This window comes from Bacillus sp. FSL R5-0416 (assembly GCF_037975425.1).
Classification (GTDB): domain Bacteria; phylum Bacillota; class Bacilli; order Bacillales; family Bacillaceae; genus Bacillus; species Bacillus subtilis.
Window position 1 is genome coordinate 771,586 of the sequence record NZ_CP150252.1, and the last position, 24,755, is coordinate 796,340.

The following is a 24,755-nucleotide window of genomic DNA, read 5'->3' on the forward strand; positions in this document are numbered from 1 at the left end:
GTAAACTGTACATTGCAGTTTATGCGGGCGGACTCTTATTGGTGCATTCGCCTAAGGATATGAAGCAGGAATGCTCTCAGAGAGCAGAATCATTTGATTTTTCTCTAGTCTTATTCACAATTCCGATTTATCATTTTATAATGAAAGTGCTTCTATTACGAAAAAGGAGACAGACCGTGAATATCGATCAATTATTATATCAATATATCATAGACAACACTGCGGATATTACTGAGAAATGGTTCAGTTTGCGTTGCCAGCTAAAAGGCGAGCTATATTCCGCCAGCCATTTAAGTGAAGAAACGAAAACACTTTTAACCGAGCAGCATACATTTACCAATATAACAATCGCAAGCGCATTTCTGGAGGATCAAACCGATTTTCAAGAAAACATGACAAAATGGGCGCAAAACGTTGCGAAAAACAGGGTAGAGCAGGATGTTCAAGTTCATGAGGTCGTAGAAGCCATATCCAATTCAAGAATCTCATTCTGGGACGCAGTCGTCACATTTATAAAAGAGAATCAGGAGATTGTGACAAATGAGGATGCAGACCGATGGAACCGCATTGTGAATCAGTCGTTCGATAAGCTGATTATTGAATTCTCCGAGCAGTACCAAAAATTCATGCTGATGAGGCTCACATCTCAGCAGGAATTGATCTCAGAGCTTGGCTGCCCGGTTATTTCGATTGCCGATGGAATCGGGATATTGCCGCTTATCGGCTCCATTGATACAAAACGGGCACAGGTCATTTTAGAAACAGTGCCGGTCCGCTGTGTCGAGAGAAAAATCACAAGCCTCGTCGTTGATCTTTCGGGTGTTCCGATTGTGGATACCATGGTGGCTCAGCAATTGTACAACCTGTCTAAAACACTTTTCTTATTAGGCGTCAAAGCCGTATTTTCAGGGATTCGCCCGGATGTGGCCCAAACATCGATTCAATTGGGGCTTGATTTTAGTGAATATGAAACGTACGGCACGCTGAAGCAGGCATTAGAAAACATGGGTGTCCGCTGTATTGTTGAGGAATTGGAAGAAAACAAATAGGAAGTTTCCAGGCATATGATTGTCCGTCACCGGGTGATCATATGCCTTTTTGATTTGAACAGAAATCACCATTGATTTATCAAAAAAAACATAATATTATAATTCTTATAAGAATACTGTGAATTAAAACCTATTCAACAGGGGGGAAGGTCTTTTGGTTTCTAAATCAACGATTGATCCGGAAGTGATTAAAAAAATCATCAGCTCGCTGGAAACACTCGATTTCGGCACGGTTCAGATTACGGTTCATGATTCTCAGATTACCCAAATTGAGAAAATAGAAAAGCACCGTTTTTCGCTGAAAAGGAAAGAATCAAAATGATAATGTAAAGGGCGTTTGTTTTCATTAAATTCTCCTTAAAACATATACATATTTCATCCAATTTTTATATAATAGACCTTTAAGATCATTTTTTAGGAGGATTTTTGACATGCAAGCTACGGTTCACGAGAGTAAGCAATCGATCATGCAACGCATTTTGACAGTCTTTGTCTTCACATTGCTGATCGCGACTGTCGGCCTTTTTATCGGCCAATTTGTTCCTGCCGCTTTGATGCTGCCGCTTTCTATTCTTGAAGTGGCGATGATTATTCTGGCCTTCTGGATGCGCAGAAGAAAAGCGGTCGGGTATGCGTTTGTATATACATTCGCGTTCGTTTCCGGCATTACCTTATTTCCGATCGTCAGCCATTACGCTTCCATCGCCGGCGCCTATGTCGTGCTCGAAGCCTTTGGCTCTACATTTGTCATTTTTGCCGTCTTGGGCACAATCGGCGCAAAAATGAAGAAGGATTTATCCTTCCTATGGTCATTTCTGCTGGTTGCGGTGCTCGCCCTCGCAGTGGTAGGGATTTTCAACATTTTCAGCCCGTTAAACTCAGCGGCGATGATGGCGTATTCCGTGATCGGAACCATCGTCTTTTCCCTTTACATTTTGTATGATTTGAACCAAATCAAACACCGCCACATTACGGAAGACTTGATTCCCGTTATGGCATTATCGCTGTACCTTGACTTTATCAACTTATTCATCAACCTGCTCCGCTTCTTCGGCATTTTGAGCAGTGATGATTAATGAAAAAGCGCCTGTCATTGGATAGGCGTTTTTTGCCATACACAAAAAGGCAGGTGGAGTCGTGCGTCTGTCATGTTGTCAGGCGTGCTATTGAAGGAGCCGTTTGAGCTTGTGCACATTGCATGTGTCATCGGCGGCATATTTGTGACGGCCATAAAGAAAAAACAGCCAATGCGTATCCAGCTGCAGAAAGACGCTGTAGCCTGTCCAGATCGGACGGGTTTTTTAGTCTTTAAACACGCTCAGCCTTTCAAAAAGATCACCAAGCATCTTCACGAACATGTCTTTTTCCTCGTCGCTGTAGTTTTCCATGACAGCGGATATTTTGCTGAAATGGCCGGGCAGAAATTGCTCAAGGCGTGCTTTGCCTTCCGTTGTCAGTTCAATGCTGATTTTTCGTTTATCCTCTGTGTGATGCCTGCGGCTGACAAAACCGTCTCTCGCCAGCCCGTCCAGCAGGCCTGTAATTGTCGCTTTCGTGACGTTTGACTGTTTGGCAAGCTCTGTCGGACTTAACCTATGATCCTTGGCATCAAAGAGCAGCATCAGGATTTTGAATTTTCCTTCTGACAGCCCTCGGCCAGCAAAGTAATGCTCCATCACATGATTCATTTTTTTTGAAATATCAAAAAGAGATAAAAACAATTCAAGAGAGCCGGCGTCAATATTGGCATACGTTTCGGCGTGCTCTGTTATATGCTTATATTTCGGTAAATGTTTTAATTCCATCGCAAGTAGCTCCCGTACATTCGTTGTGACACGATTATAAAGGAGGGAAAACCATAACGCAACTTGGCTTGGAGATGATTGACAGATTTTCTTGGGACATAGTAAGGTAATATAGTTAGGTGCCTAACTAATACATATAGAGCTGAAAAGGTGGTTATTGATATGAAACATATGTTAATTGCAGGAGGCGGCATCGGCGGCTTGTCAGCGGCCATTTCTCTCCGTAAGGCAGGGTTTTCCGTCACCTTATGTGAAGCGGCTTCAGAAAACCGAAAAACAGGTGCGGGGATTCTTCAGCCGCAAAACGCACTGGCGGTGTTAAAAGAACTGGGCGTATTCGAAGAGTGCTGTAAGCACGGCTTTCAAACAGAATGGTTTAAAACGTTTGATGAACAGGGGAATTTGCTGTTTCAAGTCAGTGAATCCTTTTTAGACGATTCACTTCCGGGACGCAATAATATCCTGCGCAAAACGTTAAATGACATTCTCATGAAGCATGCCGAGGCGGCGGGTGTAGACATCAAGTGGGGGAAAAAGGTTGTCGCTTATGAAGAAACAGCTGAATCGGTCACTGCCGTATGTGAAGATGGGGAAAAGATGCAGGCTGACATTCTGGCGGGCTTTGACGGCATTCACTCCGTTGTTCGCGATATAATGCTGCAAAAGGAGACGGAAAAAGAGCATCTCGGCATGGGAGCGTGGCGCTTTTATATCGAACTTCCTGATTACACATTCGAGGACGCAACATTCATGTATAGAAGCGGAGACACACAAATCGGGGTGGTGCCATTGGCAGAACACGCTGGCTATGTCTTCGTCCTCCAGCCTTGCACGAGCGATTACTGGGATGAGGAAGATACCCGGTTTGATAGAGTAAAAGAGATTCTTTCTGGTTTTCGGGGGCTGGATTTTGTCACAAAGCACATGTCAAAACAGCATCCTGTCATCTTTAACAAACTGGAGCAGGTCGCCGTGCAGGAGCCATGGCATAAAGGCCGCGTTGTCATCGGAGGAGACGCTGCCCACGTCGGCGCGCCGACCCTGGCGCAAGGAGCGGCAATGGCGATCGAGGATGCCATCGTCCTCGCCGAAGAACTCCAAAACCACGCCGACCACGAAACAGCATTACAGGCGTACTACAAAAGAAGAGCCCCACGAGCGCTCAAAGTCCAGAACCTATCATCGGAAATCGTCCGCCGCGGGCTGAAAGGAGAGCCGGGAGCGGAAGAACTGATTGGGGAGTGCTATGCGGTGTTGAGGGAAGGGTATTAAATAGGAAAAGTCCAGAAAGTGATTTCTGGACTTTTTTATTCTTGCTCTGTTTTATTCCTTATCCGCTCAATCACCTCATGCAGCCCCTCAGGCTTATAAAACTCCACCGGTGAACTGCCTTTCTCAAACGAAATCGTCTCGGCTTCAATCAGCGCGACATAGCGCCCGTTTACTTTTGCGAGATGAATAGAATCGCCAAAATCCGCTAGCAATCCCTTAATCTCTGTTTCTCCGACTTTCATTTTCAGCTGGGCCTCTGGCGTGTGCTCGATGATTTGGGCGGAGGCTTCGATGACTTGATGGGTGTCGAGGCGCTCTTGGATTTCCCGCTTTTCGCTTGCTTCCCAAATTTCAATGTCGTGCTCGAACTGCTTGAGCTCTTCGCTGTTGTCTTCAAATGTCTCGTAGACGTGCTCCTGCACCATGTTCATGACCTGGTTTTTCATGATTTCCGGCATCGATTCGCCGTACTCGACGAATTTCAGAAAGTCCTCAAAATAGCGGGCGTGCGAGGCCTGGTGGATTTTCAGCTCGCCTTCCTCGACCATTCCTTCCTCGGGCATGTATGGATATTGGATGCTTTTCATGTTTTTTGTCGTGATCGCCATTTCGACTTTTTTAATGAGAGAAGACGCGTCAGAGATGCGGGCGACCTTCGGCTCAAAATCACATTTCATAATGAAGACAAATGACTCGTCAAAGTATTTTCTCGGCACGGCCGAAGCGACGAGAAACACGCCGCCGCGAACCGCGCTTGTGTCAAGGTACGTGCGGACGAACTGCTCGCTCAGCTCATTGAAGTCTTCTATTGTTTCCGCCAGACGCGCGCGGTTGAACATGTTGTAGTTTGGGTTGGAATCAAGCTCGTGGCCGGGCTCGACGATAAAATGGCCGATTTTCGTCGGCACCTGCTCGGACTGCGGATGGCGGTCTGCTTTCCGTTTGACGATTTTTTTCAGTTCCCCGTCGAGAAAGTCCTTCAGCTCGCTTTCTTCAAATTCGCCCGTATCAAGGGTCTGGAAGTGCTTGAACTGCTTGTTCGCCTGCTCATCTTTGCCTTCCACCTGTATGACATAAAAGGATAAAAACCGAATTTCAAAATCCATATATAAACTCACCTTATTCGCGTATTGTACAGCTTCTCAAGTATAGAAAAAACAGCAATCATGCGTCAATTGGGAGAACGGAATAATCATGACCATGAAAGGGAAATGTAGTCAAATAGAAGGCATCTCATACGGAAAGGAATGGTTCGATGAAGGAAACAAGCCCGATTCCTCAGCCGAAGACGTTTGGGCCGCTCGGCAATTTGCCTTTAATCGATAAAGACAAGCCGACGCTTTCGCTGATCAAACTGGCGGAAGAACAGGGCCCGATTTTTCAAATCCATACACCCGCGGGCACGACCATTGTAGTGTCCGGCCACGAATTGGTGAAAGAGGTTTGTGATGAAGAACGGTTTGATAAAAGCATTGAAGGCGCCTTGGAAAAGGTTCGCGCATTTTCCGGTGACGGATTGTTTACGAGCTGGACGCATGAGCCTAACTGGAGAAAAGCGCACAACATTCTGATGCCGACGTTCAGCCAGCGGGCCATGAAGGACTATCATGAGAAAATGGTCGATATCGCTGTTCAGCTCATTCAAAAATGGGCAAGGCTCAACCCGAATGAAGCAGTCGATGTCCCGGGAGATATGACCCGGCTGACGCTCGACACCATTGGGCTATGCGGGTTTAACTACCGCTTTAACAGTTACTACAGAGAAACGCCCCACCCGTTTATCAACAGCATGGTGCGGGCGCTTGATGAAGCGATGCATCAAATGCAACGGCTTGATGTTCAAGATAAGCTTATGGTCAGAACAAAGCGGCAATTCCACCATGATATTCAAACGATGTTTTCGTTAGTCGACAGCATTATTGCAGAGCGCAGATCGAATGGAGACCAGGATGAAAAAGATTTGCTCGCCCGCATGCTGAATGTGGAAGATCCGGAAACGGGTGAAAAGCTCGACGACGAAAATATCCGTTTTCAGATCATCACGTTTTTGATTGCCGGCCATGAAACGACGAGCGGCCTGCTTTCCTTTGCGACCTACTTTTTATTGAAGCACCCTGACAAACTGAAAAAGGCGTATGAAGAGGTCGATCGGGTGCTGACAGATGCAGCGCCGACCTATAAACAAGTGCTGGAGCTTACATACATACGGATGATTTTAAATGAATCACTGCGCTTATGGCCGACAGCTCCGGCTTTCAGCCTTTATCCAAAAGAAGACACAGTCATTGGCGGGAAATTTCCGATCACGACGAAAGACAGAATTTCTGTGCTGATTCCGCAGCTTCATCGTGATCGAGACGCTTGGGGAAAGGACGCTGAGGAATTCCGGCCGGAACGGTTCGAGCATCAGGACCAAGTGCCTCATCATGCGTACAAACCATTCGGAAATGGACAACGGGCCTGTATCGGCATGCAGTTTGCCCTTCATGAAGCCACACTTGTGCTGGGGATGATTTTAAAATATTTCACACTGATTGATCATGAGAATTATGAGCTTGATATCAAACAAACCTTAACACTTAAGCCGGGCGATTTTCACATTAGGGTTCAAAGCCGTCATCAGGAAGCCATTCATGCGGACGTCCAGGCAGCTGAAAAAGCCGCGCCTGATGAGCAAAAGGAGAAAATGGAAGCAAAGGGTGCATCGGTCATCGGTCTTAACAACCGCCCGCTTCTCTTACTGTACGGCTCTGATACCGGCACTGCAGAAGGCGTCGCACGGGAGCTTGCTGATACTGCCAGTCTTCACGGCGTAAGGACAGAGACGGCACCTTTGAACGACCGGATTGGCAAGCTGCCGAAAGAGGGAGCGGTTGTCATTGTGACCTCGTCCTATAACGGAAAACCGCCAAGCAACGCCGGACAGTTTGTCCAGTGGCTTCAAGAAATCAAACCGGGTGAGCTTGAGGGCGTCCATTACGCGGTATTTGGCTGCGGCGACCACAATTGGGCGAGCACGTATCAAGACGTGCCGAGATTCATTGATGAGCAGCTTGCGAAGAAAGGCGCGACTCGGTTTTCTGCGCGCGGGGAAGGTGATGTCAGCGGTGATTTTGAAGGGCAGCTTGACGAGTGGAAAAAAAGCATGTGGGCGGATGCCATTAAGGCATTCGGACTTGAGCTTAATGAAAACGCTGATAAGGAACGAAGCACGCTGAGCCTTCAGTTTGTCAGAGGGCTGGGCGAGTCTCCGCTCGCTAGATCGTACGAAGCCTCTCACGCATCCATTGCCGAAAATCGTGAACTCCAGTCCGCAGACAGCGATCGAAGCACCCGCCATATCGAAATTGCATTGCCGCCGGATGTTGAATATCAAGAGGGCGACCATCTTGGCGTATTGCCAAAAAACAGCCAAACCAATGTCAGCCGGATTCTCCACAGATTCGGCCTGAAGGGAACCGACCAAGTGACATTGTCGGCAAGCGGCCACAGTGCGGGGCATCTGCCATTGGGCCGGCCTGTCAGCCTGCATGATCTTCTTAGCTACAGCGTCGAGGTGCAGGAAGCAGCCACAAGAGCGCAAATACGTGAACTGGCGGCATTTACAGTGTGTCCGCCGCATAGGCGTGAATTAGAAGAACTGTCAGCAGAGGGTGTTTATCAGGAGCAAATATTGAAAAAACGAATTTCCATGCTGGATCTGCTTGAAAAGTATGAAGCGTGCGACATGCCGTTTGAACGATTTTTAGAGCTTTTACGTCCGTTAAAACCGAGATATTATTCAATTTCAAGCTCTCCAAGAGTGAATCCGCGGCAAGCATCGATCACAGTCGGTGTCGTGCGCGGCCCTGCGTGGAGCGGCCGTGGCGAATACAGGGGCGTGGCTTCAAATGATTTAGCTGAGCGCCAAGCCGGTGATGATCTCGTGATGTTTGTACGCACACCAGAATCTCGGTTTCAGCTTCCAGAAGACCCTGAAACGCCAATCATTATGGTCGGACCTGGCACGGGAGTCGCGCCATTCCGCGGTTTCCTTCAAGCCCGCGAAGTTTTAAAGCGGGAGGGGAAAACGCTCGGTGAAGCTCATCTCTATTTTGGATGCAGAAACGATCGTGATTTTATATACCGCGATGAGCTTGAGCAGTTTGAAAAAGACGGAATTGTCACTGTCCACACAGCCTTTTCCCGCAAAGAAGGCATGCCGAAAACGTATGTCCAGCATGTCATGGCTGACCATGCAGAAACGTTAATATCGATCCTTGACCGCGGAGGCAGGCTTTATGTATGCGGTGACGGCAGCAAAATGGCCCCGGATGTGGAGGCGGCACTGCAAAAGGCGTATCAGTCTGTTCATGGCACCGGGGAGCAAGAAGCGCAAAACTGGCTGAGACATCTGCAGGATACCGGTATGTACGCTAAGGATGTCTGGGCAGGGATATAGATAAAGAAGACTGGAGACATCCAGTCTTTTTTGTCCTTTAGAAAAAATGGTGATCGCGCTAAACATTGATGCATACAATAACTTCAGTCCGCCGGAAGGGCGGGCTGTCTGCAAAACCTATTTTTCGTTTTTGCTAGTTTATGTTATTCTTATACTCGGTATCTATTTCTTTTTTCAAAGGCACACATGACAAAAGAAATCCTTTTTTTATTTCTGAGAAAAAAATGTGAAACGAAATGAAGGTTTCTTTCGTCCAGTGATTGGTTTCCAAATGGTTGTAATAAAAATGATATGGTGCGAAACATAAATATTCCGGCTTGCCGCGGTGTATTTATTGTTGTGTGATGCCTTGATTTTGTTTGGAAAGAAGGAATTGGAAGGCAGGATATAAAGAGCAGGTAAATATGAATGAAGAACTTAAAGTGTTTAAGAAAGTAGAGGTTGCCATGAAGAAACTTTTTTCTTACAAACTTAGCTTTTTTGTGCTGGCTGTTATACTGTTTTGGGCAAAAACGTATTTATCCTACAAGACTGAGTTTAATCTTGGGGTAAAAGGCACAACTCAGGAGATCCTCCTGATATTTAACCCATTCTCAAGCGCCGTCTTCTTTTTAGGACTGGCTTTGCTGGCGAAAGGGCGTAAATCAGCCATTATTATGCTGATTATCGATTTCTTGATGACATTTGTGTTATATGCAAATATTTTATTCTATCGTTTCTTTGACGATTTCTTGACGTTCCCGAACATTAAACAGTCCGGAAACGTTGGAAACATGGGAGACGGGATTTTCAGTATCATGGCCGGTCATGATATTTTCTATTTCTTAGATATTATCATTTTGATTGCGGTATTGATCTGGAGACCTGAATTAAAAGAATACAAAATGAAAAAACGCTTTGCGTCTTTAGTGATCCTTTCTGGGATCGCACTGTTTTTCATCAACCTGCACTATGCGGAAAAAGACCGTCCGCAGCTGCTGACAAGAACGTTTGACCGCAATTATATCGTGAAGTATTTAGGTCTGTACAACTACACCATTTATGACGGTGTGCAGACGGCTCAAACAGAAACGCAACGGGCCTATGCAAGCAGCGATGATTTAACAAGCGTCGAGAATTACACGACGTCTCATTATGCGAAACCAAACGCCGAGTACTTCGGCTCTGCCAAAGGCAAAAATATCATTAAAATTCACCTCGAAAGCTTCCAGTCATTCCTGATTGACTACAAGCTAAACGGTGAAGAGGTGACGCCTTTCTTAAATAAACTTGCGCACGGCGGGGAAGATGTGACGTATTTTGATAACTTCTTCCATCAGACAGGCCAGGGAAAAACATCTGATGCCGAGCTGACAATGGATAACTCGATCTTCGGTCTTCCTGAAGGCTCCGCGTTTGTGACGAAAGGCGAAAACACTTACCAATCGCTTCCTGCGATTTTAGACCAGAAGGAAGGCTATACAAGCGCCGTCCTGCATGGTGATTACAAATCGTTCTGGAACCGTGACCAGATTTACAAACATATCGGATATGACAAGTTCTTCGACGCAAGCACGTATGATATGTCAGATGAAAATGTGATTAACATGGGACTTAAGGATAAGCCGTTCTTTACAGAATCGATTCCAAAGCTTGAGTCTCTTAAACAGCCGTTTTACGCGCATTTGATTACTTTGACAAACCATTATCCGTTTAACCTGGATGAAAAAGACGCGTCTCTTAAAAAAGCGACAACTGGCGATAACACAGTTGACAGCTACTTCCAGACAGCGCGTTACCTTGACGAAGCGCTTGAGCAATTCTTCAAGGAGCTGAAGGAAGCCGGCCTGTATGACAACTCAGTCATCATGATTTACGGTGACCATAACGGTATTTCTGAAAACCATAACCGAGCGATGAAAGAGATTCTTGGAAAAGAGATCACAGATTATCAAAACGCACAGAACCAGCGTGTGCCGCTGATGATCCGCGTTCCTGGCAAAAAAGGCGGAGTGAACCATACGTATGGCGGCGAAATTGACGTCATGCCGACAATTCTGCACTTAGAAGGAATTGATTCTCAGAAATACATCAACTTTGGTACTGACTTATTCTCTAAAGACCACGACGATACAGTGGCATTCAGAAACGGAGACTTCGTAACGCCGAAGTACACATCAGTCGACAATGTCATTTATGATACGAAGACTGGTGAAAAACTGAAAGCGAATGAAGAAACGAAGAATCTGAAAACAAGAGTGAACCAGCAGCTGAGCCTTTCAGACAGTGTCCTGTACAAAGACTTGCTGAGGTTCCATAAACTAAATGATTTCAAAGCCGTTGATCCGTCAGACTATCATTACGGCAAGGAGAAAGAAATCAAATAAGATGAAAAAGAGCCTTGAGCGGGCGCATTGCCTTCGCTCAAGGCTCTTTTTTTGGTTATACAACCAACTTGAAAAAATAGATTCCATTTGGTCACCAAGGCTGGCTTTCTCTCATATCATTACAGTAGATTTTGAAACCGGTATTGAAATCGGACAAATTATCGGGGAAATGCCTTGATAGATTGTGAAGATGTACCAGGTTTCGAACTCAATATTCATAGAGATGAGGGGTAGAGATGAAAGCGGTCATTCTCTGCGGCGGAAAAGGAACGAGAATGAGTGAAGTCACGAATGACATTCCTAAACCGCTCGCCATGATAGGCGGCAAACCGATTCTATGGCATATTATGAAAATTTATCAGTACTACGGAGTAAACGAGTTTATTCTGCTGTTGGGCTATAAAGGAGAAAAAATCAAGGAATACTTTCTCGACTATGAATGGAAGCACAACAGCCTGACACTCGACAGCTCTACGGGAGAGGTACAGATCCTGGGGCAGCCTGAAACGTGGAAAATTACGTTTTTGGAGACTGGGGAAGATACGCTGACAGCCGGAAGAATCTTGCAGGCGAAAGACTATATCGGTGATGAAACATTTCTGCTCACCTATGGGGACGGGCTGGCCAATATCAATCTTTTCCATCTCATCAGCTATCATCAGACAAAAGGTGTTGCCGCGACTGTCACCGGCATTGACAAAGTCTCGCAGTTTGGCACCTTGACGGTTGAGGACGGCATGGCGAAAACATTTTCTGAGAAGACATCAAGTGACGGAATCATCAACGGCGGATTCTTCGTTCTCAGTCCAAAGGTTTTCGAGTATTTGCCGAAGGACGGGAACGCGATGTTCGAAGATGAACCGCTGAAGAACCTTGCCAAAGACGGGGAGCTTGCTGTGTACCGCCATTATGGATTTTGGACGGCCATCGATACGTATAAAAATCTCTTAGAAGTCAACAAAATGTGGAATCAAGGACAACAAGTATGGAAGGTATGGTGAATCGATTTGAGTTTCTGGAAAAATAAAAACGTATTTGTCACGGGATGCACAGGTCTTTTAGGAAGCTATTTGGTGAAAGAGCTGATCGATCAGGGCGCAAATGTTACGGGGCTTGTCAGGGATCATGTGCCTCAATCCAATCTTTATCAGGGAGAACATATCAAGAAAATGAATATCGTGCGGGGCTCTCTTGAGGACTTGGCTGTGATTGAACGCGCGCTTGGCGAGTATGAGATCGACACTGTCTTTCATCTCGCTGCACAAGCGATTGTCGGCGTAGCAAACCGCAACCCGATTTCTACCTTTGAAGCGAATATCCTCGGTACCTGGAATATTCTCGAAGCCTGCCGCAAGCATCCGTTAATTAAGCGGGTCATTGTCGCTTCAAGTGATAAAGCTTACGGCGATCAAGAAAACCTTCCATACGATGAAAACATGCCGCTGCAAGGCAAGCACCCGTACGACGTCTCAAAAAGCTGTGCAGATCTGATCAGCCACACCTATTTTCACACGTACGGGCTTCCGGTCTGCATTACGCGCTGCGGAAACTTATACGGCGGCGGAGATTTGAACTTCAATCGCATCATTCCTCAGACGATTCAGCTTGTGCTGAACGGGGAAGCGCCGGAAATCCGAAGCGACGGCACATTTGTACGGGACTATTTCTATATTGAAGACGCCGTTCAGGCTTATCTGCTTCTTGCAGAAAAAATGGAAGAAAACAATCTTGCCGGAGAGGCCTTTAACTTCAGCAATGAGATCCAGCTGACCGTACTTGAACTGGTAGAGAAAATATTAAAGAAAATGAACAGTAATCTGAAACCTAAGGTGCTGAATCAGGGAAGCAATGAAATCAAACATCAATATTTATCCGCGGAAAAAGCAAGAAAGCTGCTGAATTGGACACCGGCCTACACCATTGATGAGGGACTTGAAAAAACGATTGAGTGGTATACGGAATTCTTCAAAAAGTAATGTGAAACGAGGTGAACAAGACTGTGACCAGCGCGTATTGCACCGTTTTATCAAAAGGAAGATTATATCAGGCAGTCGCTTTGTTTAAGTCGTTAGAGCTAGTTGATCAAGACAGTCCCATTTTTATACTTTGCATGGATGAAGATACGCACCGCGTGTTACAGAAGCTGAAGATGAAGCAGCTGAACCTTGTGCCGGTGGCCGCTCTTGAAAATGAATTGCTATTGAAGCTGAAGGAAACTAGAGATCAAAGTGAGTATTGCTGGACGATGAAGCCGATCTTTCTGCAAGCTGTGCTGAACAGCAATCCCGGGCTGGAGCGTGTGACGTATATTGACGGGGATCTCTTTTTCTATGCAGATCCATCGCCGATTTTTGAAAACCAGCCGGACTGCTCGGTGCTGCTTTCACGGGGGGATATTGTAATCCCTTCTTTTGAGAAAGAGCAGATTGACATGCTGCAGCGTCTTTTAGGCAGATATAATTCCGGGTTTATCAGCTTCAAGCATGATGATGCAGGCACGGATTGCTTGGAGTGGTGGAAGGAACGCTGTCTTGAGGAATGCAAAAATGCACCGGGTGAAGGAAAATTCGGTGATCAGGGCTATTTGGATTATATGTCTGAGCTGTTTCCGAATGTGTGTGACATTACAACACCCGGCGTGAACATCGGGCATTGGAATTATGGGCAGCATACGTTTTCCTGGAAAGATGGCCGGATCGTGCTGGAGGATGGCAGTCCGCTGATCTTTTATCATTTCAGCGGATACCGAATCGTCAGCATCAATGAAATCAAACAGATTCATGAAACAACCCGCACAGATCTGCCGTTTGTGCATGAACTGTATCAAGAGACACTGCCGCATATCATTCAGCACATCAAAACGTTAGACCCTGAATTTAACGGTTTTGCTTCAAAAGATGACAACAAATAAATGAGTAAATACAGGAAGTGAAAATGAAGTGAAAGCAAGCGTTATTATTCCTGCATATAATTCGAAGGAGCGTCTTTACAACAGCCTTCTGTCATTAAACCAGCAGGAGTGCGATGAAGAATTCGAAGTCATTGTAGCGGACAATGGCTCTGAGGACGGGACGCTCTCGATGCTTGAGTCATTTCAAGCTGATTTTCCGCTGATCTTTACACGGATTAAAGAAAACAGGGGCATTGCGTACGGACGAAATCAGGCGCTTCGCAATGCCAGAGGAGACATCCTGATTTTCCATGACAGCGATATGCTTGCGGCAAAGGACCTTGTGGCAAAACATATTAAAGCCCATGAGAACGAAGAGAATCTCGTCGTGTGCGGGTTGTTTTGGAAACGGATCTACAGTTTTTATTATGAACGGTTTGAAGAAGAACATAAGGAACAGCTCGCAAAGCTCACAGGTGAAATGCCGAAGAAAGACAAACAAAAGCTGCTGGAGGAGGCGGACATCAAAAACGGAAGCTTTCTTGATAAAAGCTTTGACCTCGATACCGACTTTATAGACGTGCTCAAGAAGATTTTAGATGAGTACGGCGATGACTTGAAAGGCTATCATATGCCATGGCGCTTTTTTATCACGAATAATTCCTCTGTGAAACGCAAGCATGTGGTTGACCTCGGTTTATTTGACGAAGGCATTGTGCGGTACGGGTTTGAGGATTATGACCTCGGGATCAGGCTTCATCAGGCCGGATTGACCTTCAGGCTTCGCCGCGATATTGTCAGTGTTCATCAGGAACATCCAAGCAATTGTAAGTCTGTAGATGATATTCGGGCCAACATTGCCTATATGTGCGATAAATACAATAACATCCGCTCCTTAGACGTTCATCTCGCTTTTAACGGGCCGTTCCCGCCTGACATGACGAACAGAATCATGACTGATATTCAAAAGCTGCTGGAGTCTCAGAAATATGATATGCTGCTGAATCTGTTTCTTGAGCTTCTGCATGTTGTTAAAGAGCGCAACATTGATCCGGATTGGCGAAAGAAAGCCCCAAGGGTGACGGCGAAAAGCTTTGATTTACAAACTGTCCGCAAGCTTCTGCCAAAAGCGAAGAAAAAGCTAGGCGTGAACGATTTTGCCAACGCACTGTATGCGCTTGTCAACGATTTGCTGCACGTGGATCTTAGATCATTGGATGTGGTATAAGTGAGTACATTTCATTTTTCAACGATAGTGTCAAGGACACATATCTTTAAGCTCATGCCTATGATTCATTCTCTCCATGAGCATTGCGATGATTTTCATTTATATGTGCTGTGTGTCGACCAGAAAGCGTATGAATTGCTTCAGCACGTGCCATGGGAGCATGTAACCTTTGTGCAGCTGCATGAAATGGAAGACCCGGAGCTGTTGAAAGCGAAAAGCAACAGAACGTTTCATGAATATTGCTGGACGTTAAAGCCCGCCTTTTTGTTTCATGTGATGAGCAAGTGGGATGACGCTGAGTACTTTGCCCATATGGATACGGATCTATTTTTCTTTTCTGATCCGGCGCGTATTTTTGCAGAAAACCCAACGGCGTCTCTGTATTTGACTGATCATCGTAATTCGCCGCGCTTCATGTCCTACTACGACCGAACCGGACGCTTTAATACAGGCTTTGTCGGTGCCGGTAATACAAAGGAAGCATATGAAGCGGTGTGGCAGTGGAGACAGGACTGTATTGAATTTTGCACGGTCGAAATGGATACGGAACGCAAGACATACGGTGATCAAAGATATGTGGAGAAATGGCCGGAGCAGGTTAAAGGTGTTCATGTTGTCAAATCAATAGGAGCCAATACAGCGCTTTGGAATATCGAAAACTATAAGGTCGGGCAAAAGGACGGCCGCGTGTATATAGATGAAACGCCGCTGATTTTCTATCATTTCTCTGGGTTTACACTGGTGACAGAAAAAGAGTTTAATCTTTGCTGGTACTACCGGATTGAAGACGAAGCGACAATTGAGATGATTTATATGCCGTATATATTAAATCTGAAAAGATGGATTGATGAAATACAGTCGGCGTTTCCGGACTTTGCGGATGGCTTTATCCCGAAGCACGCAGTGCCTGACACTCATTTTATCCAGCTGGATTAAAAAACCCCTGCCGCCTGGCAGGGGTTTTTTCAGCTATGCCATTCTCTCAGCTTCTGGTCACTTGGCAATAGGAAGGCAAGGATGCCGAGAACAGGGAGAAAGGCAATGGCGATCATCGTCGGGGTCAGTCCCGCTGCGTCAATCAGAGCGCCCAGCGCCACAGCGCCGATCGCGCCCATCCCGAAGGCAAGCCCGACGGTTAAACCGGACATTGTGCCGATTTTTCCAGGAACTAGCTCCTGTGCGTAGACGACCGTTACAGAAAAGCTCGACATCAGAACCAAGCCAATCAATGCGAGCACGCCATAGGCGAGAACCGGGCCGGCAAATGGCAGCACAATCGCCAGCGGCGCCGAGCATAACAGCGAACCGAGGATAACGAAGCGTTTTCCAAAACGGTCTGCAAGCGGGCCGCCGAGAAACGTGCCGATTGCACCGAACAGCAAGAAGACAAAAATATAGCTTTGTGCCTGCTGAATGCTTACGTGATAGGTATCCATCGCGTAAAACGTGTAAAAGTTACCGATCGCACTCGTATACCAAGAACGAGCAAAAATGAGAAATATAATAATAATAAGAGCAGATACAACAGATTTGGTGATGGCCGTGTTTTCAGCCGTTTTCTTTTGTTTGCCTGATTTCTGGGCAAGGCTGCCGAGACGTGAGGCGTACCATTTCGCAATATACATGAGAAACAAAACAGCAAGCGCGGCGACAAGCGTGAACCAAACAGCGCCGAATTGCCCGAGCGGTACAAGGATCAGCGCGGTGATCAGCGGCGCCATCGCCTGGCCTGAGTTTCCGCCCACCTGATAAATCGACTGGGCGAGCCCGCGTTTTGTGCCGGCGGCCATATACGCCACACGGGAGCCCTCCGGGTGGAAAATGGCCGAGCCTAATCCAATGAAAAACACACAGCATAGGATCGTTATGAATGACGGGGCAAATGCAAGGCCTAAAATGCCAAGCATGCTGGCGGTCAAACCGACTGGCAGCGCATACGGCCGCGGCCGTTTATCGGTATACCAGCCGACAACAGGCTGCATGACGGATGACACCATGTTTAATGTGAAAGCGATGATGCCGAGCTGTGTAAACGTCAGGCTCATGGAGCGTTCCAAAATAGGGAACATGGCCGGAATCACAGCCTGAAGCGAATCGTTGAGCATATGGCAAATTCCGATAATAATCAAAATCGGATACACCGTGGTGCCTGGTTTTTGAACTGTTTTTTCTTTTAACGGGGCGGCGATAGCCAATTGAGTCTCCTCCTTACATATATAACCAAAGCATACCACCATATTATTCATAAGGTGAAGAATTTATCAAGAGGAAAAAAGATTCTTATGAAAGAAATACCGTCAGCCTGATTAGGAGCTGACGGTATTTTCGATATTCAAAATGTGATATAGCTCTTCAAGCTTACGAATCTCATAGGTTGGTATGATCTCTGGCACATTCGGCTTCATGTCAGGGTTCATCCAACAAGTATCAAGTCCGGCGAGCTGTCCGCCTTTGATATCAGCAGTCAGTGAATCCCCAATGATTAATGTGTGCTCTGCTGAAAATTGAGGAATCCGTTCAAATACGTAATCGAAATATTCCTTCATCGGCTTTTGGAAGCCTGTGTCTTCAGAAACGAAAATGTCCTTGAAGAATGGACATAATCCTGAATCACGGAGACGCTTATATTGTGTGTGAGACACGCCGTTTGTCACGATGTACAAATCAAACTGTTGCTGCAGATTTGAGATGAGATCAAATGCACCGTCAATAAGCTGATGTCCTTCTTCAAGAAAGCGGCGGTATTTTTGCTCAAGTTTGGTTCCGTCAGTCTCATAGCCGTATTCTTTAAGCAAAGCGGAGAAACGTGTGTTTACGACTTCATCCCGTGTCATCTTACCTTCTTCAAAGGCTCTCCAGAGACCTTGATTGATGGTTTTATACTGCGCCTTCATGTCATTTGTTAAAGGAATGTTCTGATCTTCAAACAGCAAACGCAGGGCTAAAGCTTCTGCCGCTTGAAAATCAAGGATGGTATCATCTACATCAAATAATAAAGTGCGGTATCGTTTCATCTGTGTGTCTCCCTTTCTCATATGTATTCAAAGTATAGCACATAAAAAAAGGAAAAAGCCGGCGGGTGAGGCACCACCGGCTGAAAAGAGATTATTTGTTTAATAAGCTGTGTTTTCTCGAATATAGGAAGTAAACCAGTGTTCCGACAGCGATCCAGATGACAAATGAAAGCCATGTGACGCCGGGAAGGCTGTACATGAACCAGAGGCAGATGCCTGCGCTGATAATCGGCACAACCGGAACGAACGGCACTCTGAAGGACGCCTTGATTTCAGGATGTTTCTTTCTTAGCACAATGACAGCAATAGATATGACCGTAAACGCGGCAAGTGTTCCCATGTTCACCAGATGGGCCAGCGTTCCGAGGTTAATAAAGCCGGCGATTCCCGCTGCAACGATCCCTGTCAGCCATGTGTTGCGGAACGGGGTTTTAAATGACGGATGAACCTTTGCGAACAATCCAGGCAGAAGGCCGTCTCTGCTCATGGCAAATGTCAAACGAACCTGAGCGTACAGCAAAGCGAGCATCACCGTCGTAATCCCGATAATCGCACCGACAGAAATAATTCCGGCAACAGCGTCCTGTCCGACGAATTTCAGAGCAAAGGATACAGGATCTCCGACATTCAATTTGGCATAAGGCATCATGCCTGTCAGCACAAGCGATACCGCGATGTACAGAACCGTGCAGACGGCTAGAGCTGAAATAATGCCGACGGGCATGTTTTTTTGCGGATTTTTCACTTCCTCTGACGCGTTAGAAACCGCGTCAAACCCAAGGTACGCGAAGAATACAGTGGCGGCGCTAAGTATGACGCCTTTCATCCCGAAAGGCATAAAAGGAGACCAGTTATCCGGTTTCACATAGCCGATGCCGACAATAATGAACAATAATATGATCGCGATTTTCATCAGTACGATGACGTTGTTAAAGCGTGTGCTTTCCTTGACGCCTCTGCTGACAATCGCAGTGATGAGGAGAATGATCACCGCAGCCGGAAGGTTAAATACGGCGCCCGCCGTGCTTCCCGGCGCTCCTGTCAGTGCAGCCGGAATATGAAGATTGAAGCCGGCAAGCAGTGATTGAAAGTATGAAGACCAGCCGGTGGCAACCGCCGACAGTGCAATGACATATTCAAGCATGAGATCCCATCCGATCAAAAAGGCGAGCAGCTCTCCAAGTGTCACGTATGAGTATGAGTACACGCTTCCCGAAATCGGAATGGAAGACGAAAATTCAGCATAACAGAAAGCAGCCAGCGCACAGGCGAGCCCCGCTAAAATAAACGATATGATGAGGGCGGGACCTGCACCGGTCGCTGCCACTGTTCCTGTAATGACAAAAATCCCTGTACCGATGACACAACCGATACCGAGCAAGGTTAAATCAAATGCGCTTAACGTACGGGCAAGGCTTTTTGACTTGCTCTGCGCACTCAATGTTTCAAGCGGTTTTTTTCTAAATAATGAACTCATCAAAAGTTCCTCCTGTAAATATTCAAAATATTCTAATCATTATATACAGTTCTTGTTGTATTATATTGTCGAAATTTGACGCAGTCAATAAAATATTTTTCTGCTTTAAATGATAGAAGCGAAACAGCGTTGTCGTATCATAGGATAGTAATTTTTACTAATCGTATATTCAATTTTATGCAAGATGAACCGATAGAAAAAATAGATTCGCCCATATTTTGATTTGCGGTTATAAAGGAGATGCTGACCATGTTTCAATATGAAGAGTTGAATAAACAGTTTATCGGCGGGAAATGGCAGGAGGGCAGCAGCCCAAATGTATTGGAAAACAAAAATCCTTATACTCAAAAAACATTCACAACATTCCGTAAAGCGACTGCTGACGATGTAGATGAAGCGTATCGGGCAGCGGCGCTGGCAAAGAAAAAATGGGATGCGGTCAATCCGTTTGAGAAAAGAACCATTTTAGAAAAAGCCGTCACGTATATTGAAGAAAATGAAGAAGCCATTATTTATTTGATTATGGAGGAGCTAGGCGGTACAAGGCTCAAAGCGGCTTTTGAAATCGGACTTGTCAAAAACATCATGAAAGAAGCGGCAACGTTCCCAATCCGCATGGAGGGGAAAATTCTTCCGTCCACAATAGATGGCAAGGAAAACAGATTATATCGTGTGCCGGCAGGCGTTGTCGGTGTCATCAGTCCGTTTAACTTCCCATTCTTTTTATCTATGAAATCAGTGGCGCCTGCACTCGGAGCCGGCAATGGCGTTGTGCTAAAGCCGCATGAGGAAACGCCGATTTGCGGCGGAACGCTGATTGCGAAAATTTTTGAGAACGCGGGAATTCCAGCGGGGCTGCTGAATGTTGTTGTCACAGACATTGCTGAAATCGGCGACAGCTTCGTTGAGCATCCAGTGCCGCGGATCATCTCATTTACCGGTTCTACGAAAGTCGGCAGCTACATCGGACAGCTTGCGATGAAGCATTTTAAAAAGCCGCTTCTTGAGCTTGGCGGAAACAGCGCCTTCATCGTACTTGAGGATGCAGATATAGAATATGCGGTCAATGCGGCGGTGTTCAGCCGATTTACACATCAAGGACAGATTTGCATGTCAGCCAACCGCGTGCTAGTTCATTCTTCTATTTATGACAAGTTCCTTGAGCTGTACCAGGCAAAAGTAGAATCGCTGAAAGTCGGCGACCCAATGGATCCTGATACGATTATCGGGCCATTAATCAACAGCAGACAGACGGACGGGCTGATGAAGACTGTTGAGCAAGCAATTGAAGAAGGCGCTGTACCAGTGAAGCTTGGCGGATTTAACGGGACGATCGTGGAACCGACGATCTTAAAAGACGTCAAACCGTTCATGAGCATTGCCAAGGAAGAGCTGTTCGGACCAGTCGTCTCCTTTATGAAGTTTGATTCAGAAGACGAAGCGGTGGATATCGCAAACGAAACCCCGTTTGGCTTGAGCGGTGCCGTACATACGTCAAATCTTGAGCGCGGCGTGGCTTTTGCGAAACGCATTGAAACAGGCATGATTCACGTCAATGACACGACCATCAATGATGAACCGAATGTAGCCTTCGGCGGTGAAAAGCAATCAGGCCTCGGCCGTTTAAACGGTGAGTGGAGCCTCGAAGAATTTACAACGCTGAAATGGATCTCGGTCCAGCACGAAAAACGCAGCTTCCCTTATTAATGAAAAGGAGTGAATGGAATTGACCATAAATACGGAAAAAGAAACCGCAGATATTCTGGACGCATTTATCAAAGTAGCCCCTTATTTAAACAGCCTGGTTCAGGATGATATTACAATCGGCATTTATGATACGGAAAAACTGCTCGTGAATATACCGGCCAAAACCTTTTCGCTGAACGTAAAAGCCGGCGATCCGCTGCAGGAAGGGGATATCATCACAGATGCCATCCGAAGCAATCAGAAGAAGACGAGCATGGTTCCGAAAGAATTGTTCGGCTTCCCATTGATCGCGCGTGCCATCCCGCTGCACGACGAGAATGGAAGAGTCATTGGAGGCGTCGGCCTCGGAACGAGCCTTGAGGAGTCGTCAAAGCTGCATGATGTCGCGGAAAGCTTATCAGCTGTCGTTGAACAAACAGCCGCGGCTATTTCCGACATTTCTGAATCAATTAACGGGTTTTCAACTCAAATGTCGGGCATTTCCTCTCAGGCGAAAAAAGTAAGCGAAAGCGCCGGTGAAATCGCCGATATTTCAGTAACTGTTAAAGGCATCTCTGACCAAAGCAATCTGCTCGGCTTGAACGCCGCGATCGAAGCGGCAAGAGCAGGGGAGTCCGGAAAAGGCTTCTCTGTCGTCGCAGATGAGATCAGAAAGCTAGCAACGCATTCAAAAGAAAATGTCGGCCAAATTGACCAGATTACGAAAAAAATCCACAGCCTGCTGAAAGGGCTGGAGGAATCCATTGAGTCGATTAACCAGCATACAGACGGACAAGCCGCTGCTGTTGAACAAATTTCCGCCACAATGCAGGAGATTTCAGGAAGCGCACAGCATCTTGCAAAAATGGCCGAAAAAGCGCTTGAGGAAGAGTAAAAGACCGGGGACAAATGTCCCCGGTCTTTTTCTATCCTGCATTTCCATGAAATTCGTCTGACGTTTTACTAGTTTTATTCCAGCGGCTGATTTAAAATGTACACATGAACTTACGTGAGGATTGATAGGAACCATGAGCATATTAAAAGCGGAAAATCTTTATAAAACATACGGAGATAAAACATTATTTGACCATATCTCCTTTCATATTGAAGAGAATGAGAGAATCGGATTGATCGGGCCGAACGGAACAGGAAAATCAACGCTGCTGAAAGTGATTGCCGGCTTGGAATCTATCGAAGAAGGAGAAATCACGAAATCTGGAAGCGTGCAGGTCGAATTTCTTCATCAAGACCCGGAGCTGCCTGCGGGGCAAACAGTGCTGGAGCATATCTATTCCGGTGAATCGGCTGTGATGAAAACCTTGCGTGAATATGAAAAAGCGCTGTATGAACTGGGGAAAGATCCCGAAAATGAACAGCGCCAGAAACACCTGCTGGCAGCACAAGCGAAAATGGACGCAAACAATGCATGGGATGCAAACACCTTGGCAAAAACCGTATTGTCTAAGCTGGGCGTCAACGACGTAACAAAACCGGTCAATGAGCTCTCAGGCGGCCAGAAAAAACGGGTAGTCATTGCCAAAAACTTAATTCAGCCCGCTGATCTGCTCATTTTGGACGAGCCGACAAACCATTTGGATAATGAAACGATTGAGTGGCTTGAAGGGTATTTAAGCCAATATCCCGGCGCCGTCATGCTGGTGACGCACGATAGATATTTCTTAAACCGTGTCACCAACCGCATTTATGAGCTTGAAAGAGGCAGCCTCTACACGTACAAAGGCAACTATGAAGTGTTTTTAGAAAAACGCGCGGAACGGGAAGCGCAGGCTGAGCAAAAGGAAACGAAGCGGCAAAACCTGCTGCGCCGCGAGCTGGCCTGGCTCAGACGAGGAGCGAAAGCCCGCTCAACAAAACAAAAGGCGAGAATTGACCGGGTAGAGACGCTTAAAGAGCAGAAAGGCCCTCAGTCATCAGGTTCACTCGATTTTGCCATTGGCTCGCACCGTCTCGGAAAACAGGTTATTGAAGCGGAGAACGTCATAATCGCTTATGACGGCCGCATGCTCGTCGACCGTTTTAATGAACTTGTCATACCAGGTGAACGGATCGGGATCATCGGGCCGAACGGCATCGGGAAAACAACGCTGTTAAATGCCCTTGCCGGCCGTCATACGCCGGACGGAGGCGATATTACGATCGGACAGACGGTCAGAATCGGCTACTATACTCAGGATCATAGTGAAATGAACGGTGAGTTAAAGGTCATTGACTATATAAAAGAAACGGCGGAGGTCGTAAAAACGGCAGATGGCGATATGATTACAGCTGAACAAATGCTCGAGCGTTTCCTCTTCCCGCGTTCGATGCAGCAGACGTATATCCGCAAGCTGTCCGGCGGGGAAAAACGCCGTTTATACTTGCTTCAGGTTCTCATGCAGGAGCCGAATGTCCTGTTTCTCGATGAGCCGACGAACGATTTGGATACTGAAACATTAAGCGTTCTTGAGGATTATATTGACCAGTTCCCTGGCGTCGTCATCACCGTATCCCATGACCGCTATTTCCTTGACCGCGTCGTCGACCGTTTGATTGTATTTGAAGGAAATGGCGTCATTTCCCGCTTTCAAGGCTCCTATAGCGACTATATGGAGGAGTCAAAAGCGAAAAAAGCGGCCCCAAAACTGACAGCTGAGGAAAAAACGGCTGAAGCCGAGCCGAAGAAAAAACGGAAAAAGCTTTCTTACAAAGACCAGCTGGAATGGGACGGCATCGAAGATAAAATTGCCCAGCTGGAAGAAAAGCATGAGCAGCTCGAAGCTGACATCGCCGCAGCAGGCAGTGATTTTGGCAAAATCCAAGAGCTGATGGCCGAGCAGGCGAAAACTGCTGAAGAGCTTGAGGCTGCGATGGACCGCTGGACAGAATTGTCCCTCATGATCGAAGAACTGGAAAGCTAAAAAGCGTGGCCGCAGCAGGCCGCGCTTTTTTTCACATAATGGACAAAAACGAACCGGCCTGCTTATGTTAGGATAAAATTGTGTGTCAGCGGCACATGGAAAACTAACGGAGATGATGAAGTATGACATGGGCGATCGTGATGTTAATTCTCATGAGTCTGGTGAAAATCGTATTAACCTGTCTTCCTACAGGCGTCATAGAATGGCTGCTCGGCAAATTTGAAGTGCACGCCAAGCTTAGTGGCGAAAATGCGAGTCTCTCTCTAGATGGAAAACGTCTCGAGGGTACAGAGAAGCAGAAAGTGATTGATCAATTTAACGAAGCTGTCTTCCTGGAGAAATATTATATCTATCCAGGTGATGAAGAGCGTTATTTACATCCGGCAAACGGCGGCACGCCGCTGGTGATAGATACAAAAAAAGGAAAAAAAGACGTGAAGCTGTTCGTGTACCGCTACGACGACCATATCGACGTCGTGAAACAGTACAAGAAGAAAGTGATCGCGTATCGAGTGCTTTCTGAAAGCCTTCAAAAAGAGTCTCTGTCAGTGGCGGGGAGTTTAGCTTAAACAGGAAAGTGAAAGACGGGTGCTGTATGCTACTCGTCTT

At 46.4% G+C, this 24,755-nt stretch carries 20 protein-coding genes; 15 read left to right on the forward strand and 5 right to left on the reverse strand.

What is annotated here, in order from left to right:
• Positions 1 to 176 precede the first annotated feature (176 nt).
• From NYE20_RS03995 to NYE20_RS04005, 3 genes are all read left to right on the forward strand, one after another.
• Positions 177 to 1,049, forward strand: a complete 873-nt coding sequence (locus tag NYE20_RS03995) for an STAS domain-containing protein (protein WP_029317447.1) — start codon at positions 177 to 179, stop codon at positions 1,047 to 1,049.
• A gap of 154 nt (positions 1,050 to 1,203) precedes the next feature.
• Positions 1,204 to 1,371, forward strand: coding sequence for a YezD family protein (locus NYE20_RS04000; protein ID WP_077671638.1), 168 nt, complete (start codon positions 1,204 to 1,206; stop codon positions 1,369 to 1,371).
• Between the two features lie 109 nt (positions 1,372 to 1,480).
• Positions 1,481 to 2,125 carry a Bax inhibitor-1 family protein gene (locus NYE20_RS04005; protein ID WP_015252597.1) on the forward strand — a complete coding sequence of 215 codons (645 nt, stop codon included), beginning with the start codon at positions 1,481 to 1,483 and terminating at the stop codon, positions 2,123 to 2,125.
• A gap of 225 nt (positions 2,126 to 2,350) precedes the next feature.
• Here NYE20_RS04005 and yetL read toward each other — a convergent pair whose 3' ends face one another.
• Positions 2,351 to 2,854: a transcriptional regulator YetL gene (gene yetL / locus NYE20_RS04010; protein ID WP_071578241.1), complete on the reverse strand. Its 504-nt coding sequence runs from the start codon at positions 2,852 to 2,854 to the stop codon at positions 2,351 to 2,353.
• A gap of 162 nt (positions 2,855 to 3,016) precedes the next feature.
• Here yetL and NYE20_RS04015 point away from each other — a divergent pair, with 162 nt between their 5' ends.
• Positions 3,017 to 4,126, forward strand: a complete 1,110-nt coding sequence (locus tag NYE20_RS04015; RefSeq protein ID WP_161621416.1) for an FAD-dependent oxidoreductase — start codon at positions 3,017 to 3,019, stop codon at positions 4,124 to 4,126.
• A 35-nt stretch (positions 4,127 to 4,161) separates the two neighbouring features.
• On the opposite strand, the gene NYE20_RS04020 is transcribed toward NYE20_RS04015, so the two are convergent.
• A complete protein-coding gene (locus tag NYE20_RS04020; RefSeq protein ID WP_072173394.1) occupies positions 4,162 to 5,232 on the reverse strand; it encodes a DUF3900 domain-containing protein in 1,071 nt (356 codons plus the stop codon).
• Between the two features lie 149 nt (positions 5,233 to 5,381).
• Between NYE20_RS04020 and cypD the strand changes: the two genes are divergently transcribed.
• From cypD to NYE20_RS04055, 7 genes are all read left to right on the forward strand, one after another.
• Positions 5,382 to 8,567: a bifunctional P-450/NADPH--P450 reductase gene (gene cypD, locus NYE20_RS04025; RefSeq protein WP_339184582.1), complete on the forward strand. Its 3,186-nt coding sequence runs from the start codon at positions 5,382 to 5,384 to the stop codon at positions 8,565 to 8,567.
• A gap of 446 nt (positions 8,568 to 9,013) precedes the next feature.
• Positions 9,014 to 10,933, forward strand: coding sequence for a lipoteichoic acid synthase LtaS1 (gene ltaS1, locus NYE20_RS04030; RefSeq protein WP_015252593.1), 1,920 nt, complete (start codon positions 9,014 to 9,016; stop codon positions 10,931 to 10,933).
• Between the two features lie 236 nt (positions 10,934 to 11,169).
• A complete protein-coding gene (locus tag NYE20_RS04035) occupies positions 11,170 to 11,934 on the forward strand; it encodes a glucose-1-phosphate cytidylyltransferase (RefSeq protein WP_041851194.1) in 765 nt (254 codons plus the stop codon).
• 6 nt (positions 11,935 to 11,940) lie between these two features.
• Positions 11,941 to 12,909: a GDP-mannose 4,6-dehydratase gene (locus NYE20_RS04040; protein WP_003233783.1), complete on the forward strand. Its 969-nt coding sequence runs from the start codon at positions 11,941 to 11,943 to the stop codon at positions 12,907 to 12,909.
• A 23-nt stretch (positions 12,910 to 12,932) separates the two neighbouring features.
• Positions 12,933 to 13,844 (forward strand): putative nucleotide-diphospho-sugar transferase, encoded by a 912-nt coding sequence (locus NYE20_RS04045; RefSeq protein WP_038829570.1) that lies wholly within the window; start codon positions 12,933 to 12,935, stop codon positions 13,842 to 13,844.
• Between the two features lie 28 nt (positions 13,845 to 13,872).
• Entirely contained in the window at positions 13,873 to 15,051 is a 1,179-nt protein-coding gene (locus NYE20_RS04050) for a glycosyltransferase family 2 protein (RefSeq protein WP_038829569.1), read from the forward strand.
• Positions 15,052 to 15,987 carry a putative nucleotide-diphospho-sugar transferase gene (locus tag NYE20_RS04055; protein WP_161621419.1) on the forward strand — a complete coding sequence of 312 codons (936 nt, stop codon included), beginning with the start codon at positions 15,052 to 15,054 and terminating at the stop codon, positions 15,985 to 15,987.
• Between the two features lie 29 nt (positions 15,988 to 16,016).
• Here NYE20_RS04055 and NYE20_RS04060 read toward each other — a convergent pair whose 3' ends face one another.
• The 3 genes from NYE20_RS04060 to NYE20_RS04070 form a co-directional block, all read right to left on the reverse strand.
• Positions 16,017 to 17,246 (reverse strand): MFS transporter, encoded by a 1,230-nt coding sequence (locus NYE20_RS04060; protein WP_014479139.1) that lies wholly within the window; start codon positions 17,244 to 17,246, stop codon positions 16,017 to 16,019.
• Between the two features lie 111 nt (positions 17,247 to 17,357).
• A complete protein-coding gene (locus tag NYE20_RS04065) occupies positions 17,358 to 18,065 on the reverse strand; it encodes a YjjG family noncanonical pyrimidine nucleotidase (protein ID WP_101501751.1) in 708 nt (235 codons plus the stop codon).
• 91 nt (positions 18,066 to 18,156) lie between these two features.
• On the reverse strand, positions 18,157 to 19,542 hold the full coding sequence (locus tag NYE20_RS04070) for an amino acid permease (protein ID WP_003233771.1): 1,386 nt from the start codon (positions 19,540 to 19,542) through the stop codon (positions 18,157 to 18,159).
• A 249-nt stretch (positions 19,543 to 19,791) separates the two neighbouring features.
• On the opposite strand from NYE20_RS04070, the gene yfmT reads away from it, so the two are divergent.
• The 4 genes from yfmT (at position 19,792) to NYE20_RS04090 (ending at position 24,715) form a co-directional block, all read left to right on the forward strand.
• Positions 19,792 to 21,249: a benzaldehyde dehydrogenase gene (gene yfmT / locus NYE20_RS04075; protein WP_014479141.1), complete on the forward strand. Its 1,458-nt coding sequence runs from the start codon at positions 19,792 to 19,794 to the stop codon at positions 21,247 to 21,249.
• Positions 21,250 to 21,262: 13 nt separating this feature from the next.
• Entirely contained in the window at positions 21,263 to 22,123 is an 861-nt protein-coding gene (locus tag NYE20_RS04080) for a methyl-accepting chemotaxis protein (protein ID WP_003233767.1), read from the forward strand.
• Between the two features lie 133 nt (positions 22,124 to 22,256).
• Positions 22,257 to 24,146, forward strand: a complete 1,890-nt coding sequence (locus NYE20_RS04085) for an ABC-F family ATP-binding cassette domain-containing protein (protein ID WP_161621420.1) — start codon at positions 22,257 to 22,259, stop codon at positions 24,144 to 24,146.
• A 122-nt stretch (positions 24,147 to 24,268) separates the two neighbouring features.
• On the forward strand, positions 24,269 to 24,715 hold the full coding sequence (locus NYE20_RS04090) for a YfmQ family protein (protein WP_021481229.1): 447 nt from the start codon (positions 24,269 to 24,271) through the stop codon (positions 24,713 to 24,715).
• Positions 24,716 to 24,755 lie beyond the last annotated feature (40 nt).

Coding starts and splice junctions, on each gene's coding strand:
- NYE20_RS04005 (WP_015252597.1), top strand. CDS start 1,481: ATGCAAGCTACGGTTCACGAGAGTAAGCAATCGATCATGCAACGCATT.
- yetL (WP_071578241.1), bottom strand. CDS start 2,854: ATGGAATTAAAACATTTACCGAAATATAAGCATATAACAGAGCACGCC.
- NYE20_RS04015 (WP_161621416.1), top strand. CDS start 3,017: ATGAAACATATGTTAATTGCAGGAGGCGGCATCGGCGGCTTGTCAGCG.
- NYE20_RS04020 (WP_072173394.1), bottom strand. CDS start 5,232: ATGGATTTTGAAATTCGGTTTTTATCCTTTTATGTCATACAGGTGGAA.
- cypD (WP_339184582.1), top strand. CDS start 5,382: ATGAAGGAAACAAGCCCGATTCCTCAGCCGAAGACGTTTGGGCCGCTC.
- ltaS1 (WP_015252593.1), top strand. CDS start 9,014: ATGAAGAAACTTTTTTCTTACAAACTTAGCTTTTTTGTGCTGGCTGTT.
- NYE20_RS04035 (WP_041851194.1), top strand. CDS start 11,170: ATGAAAGCGGTCATTCTCTGCGGCGGAAAAGGAACGAGAATGAGTGAA.
- NYE20_RS04065 (WP_101501751.1), bottom strand. CDS start 18,065: ATGAAACGATACCGCACTTTATTATTTGATGTAGATGATACCATCCTT.
- NYE20_RS04070 (WP_003233771.1), bottom strand. CDS start 19,542: ATGAGTTCATTATTTAGAAAAAAACCGCTTGAAACATTGAGTGCGCAG.
- yfmT (WP_014479141.1), top strand. CDS start 19,792: ATGTTTCAATATGAAGAGTTGAATAAACAGTTTATCGGCGGGAAATGG.
- NYE20_RS04080 (WP_003233767.1), top strand. CDS start 21,263: ATGGAATTGACCATAAATACGGAAAAAGAAACCGCAGATATTCTGGAC.
- NYE20_RS04085 (WP_161621420.1), top strand. CDS start 22,257: ATGAGCATATTAAAAGCGGAAAATCTTTATAAAACATACGGAGATAAA.
- NYE20_RS04090 (WP_021481229.1), top strand. CDS start 24,269: ATGACATGGGCGATCGTGATGTTAATTCTCATGAGTCTGGTGAAAATC.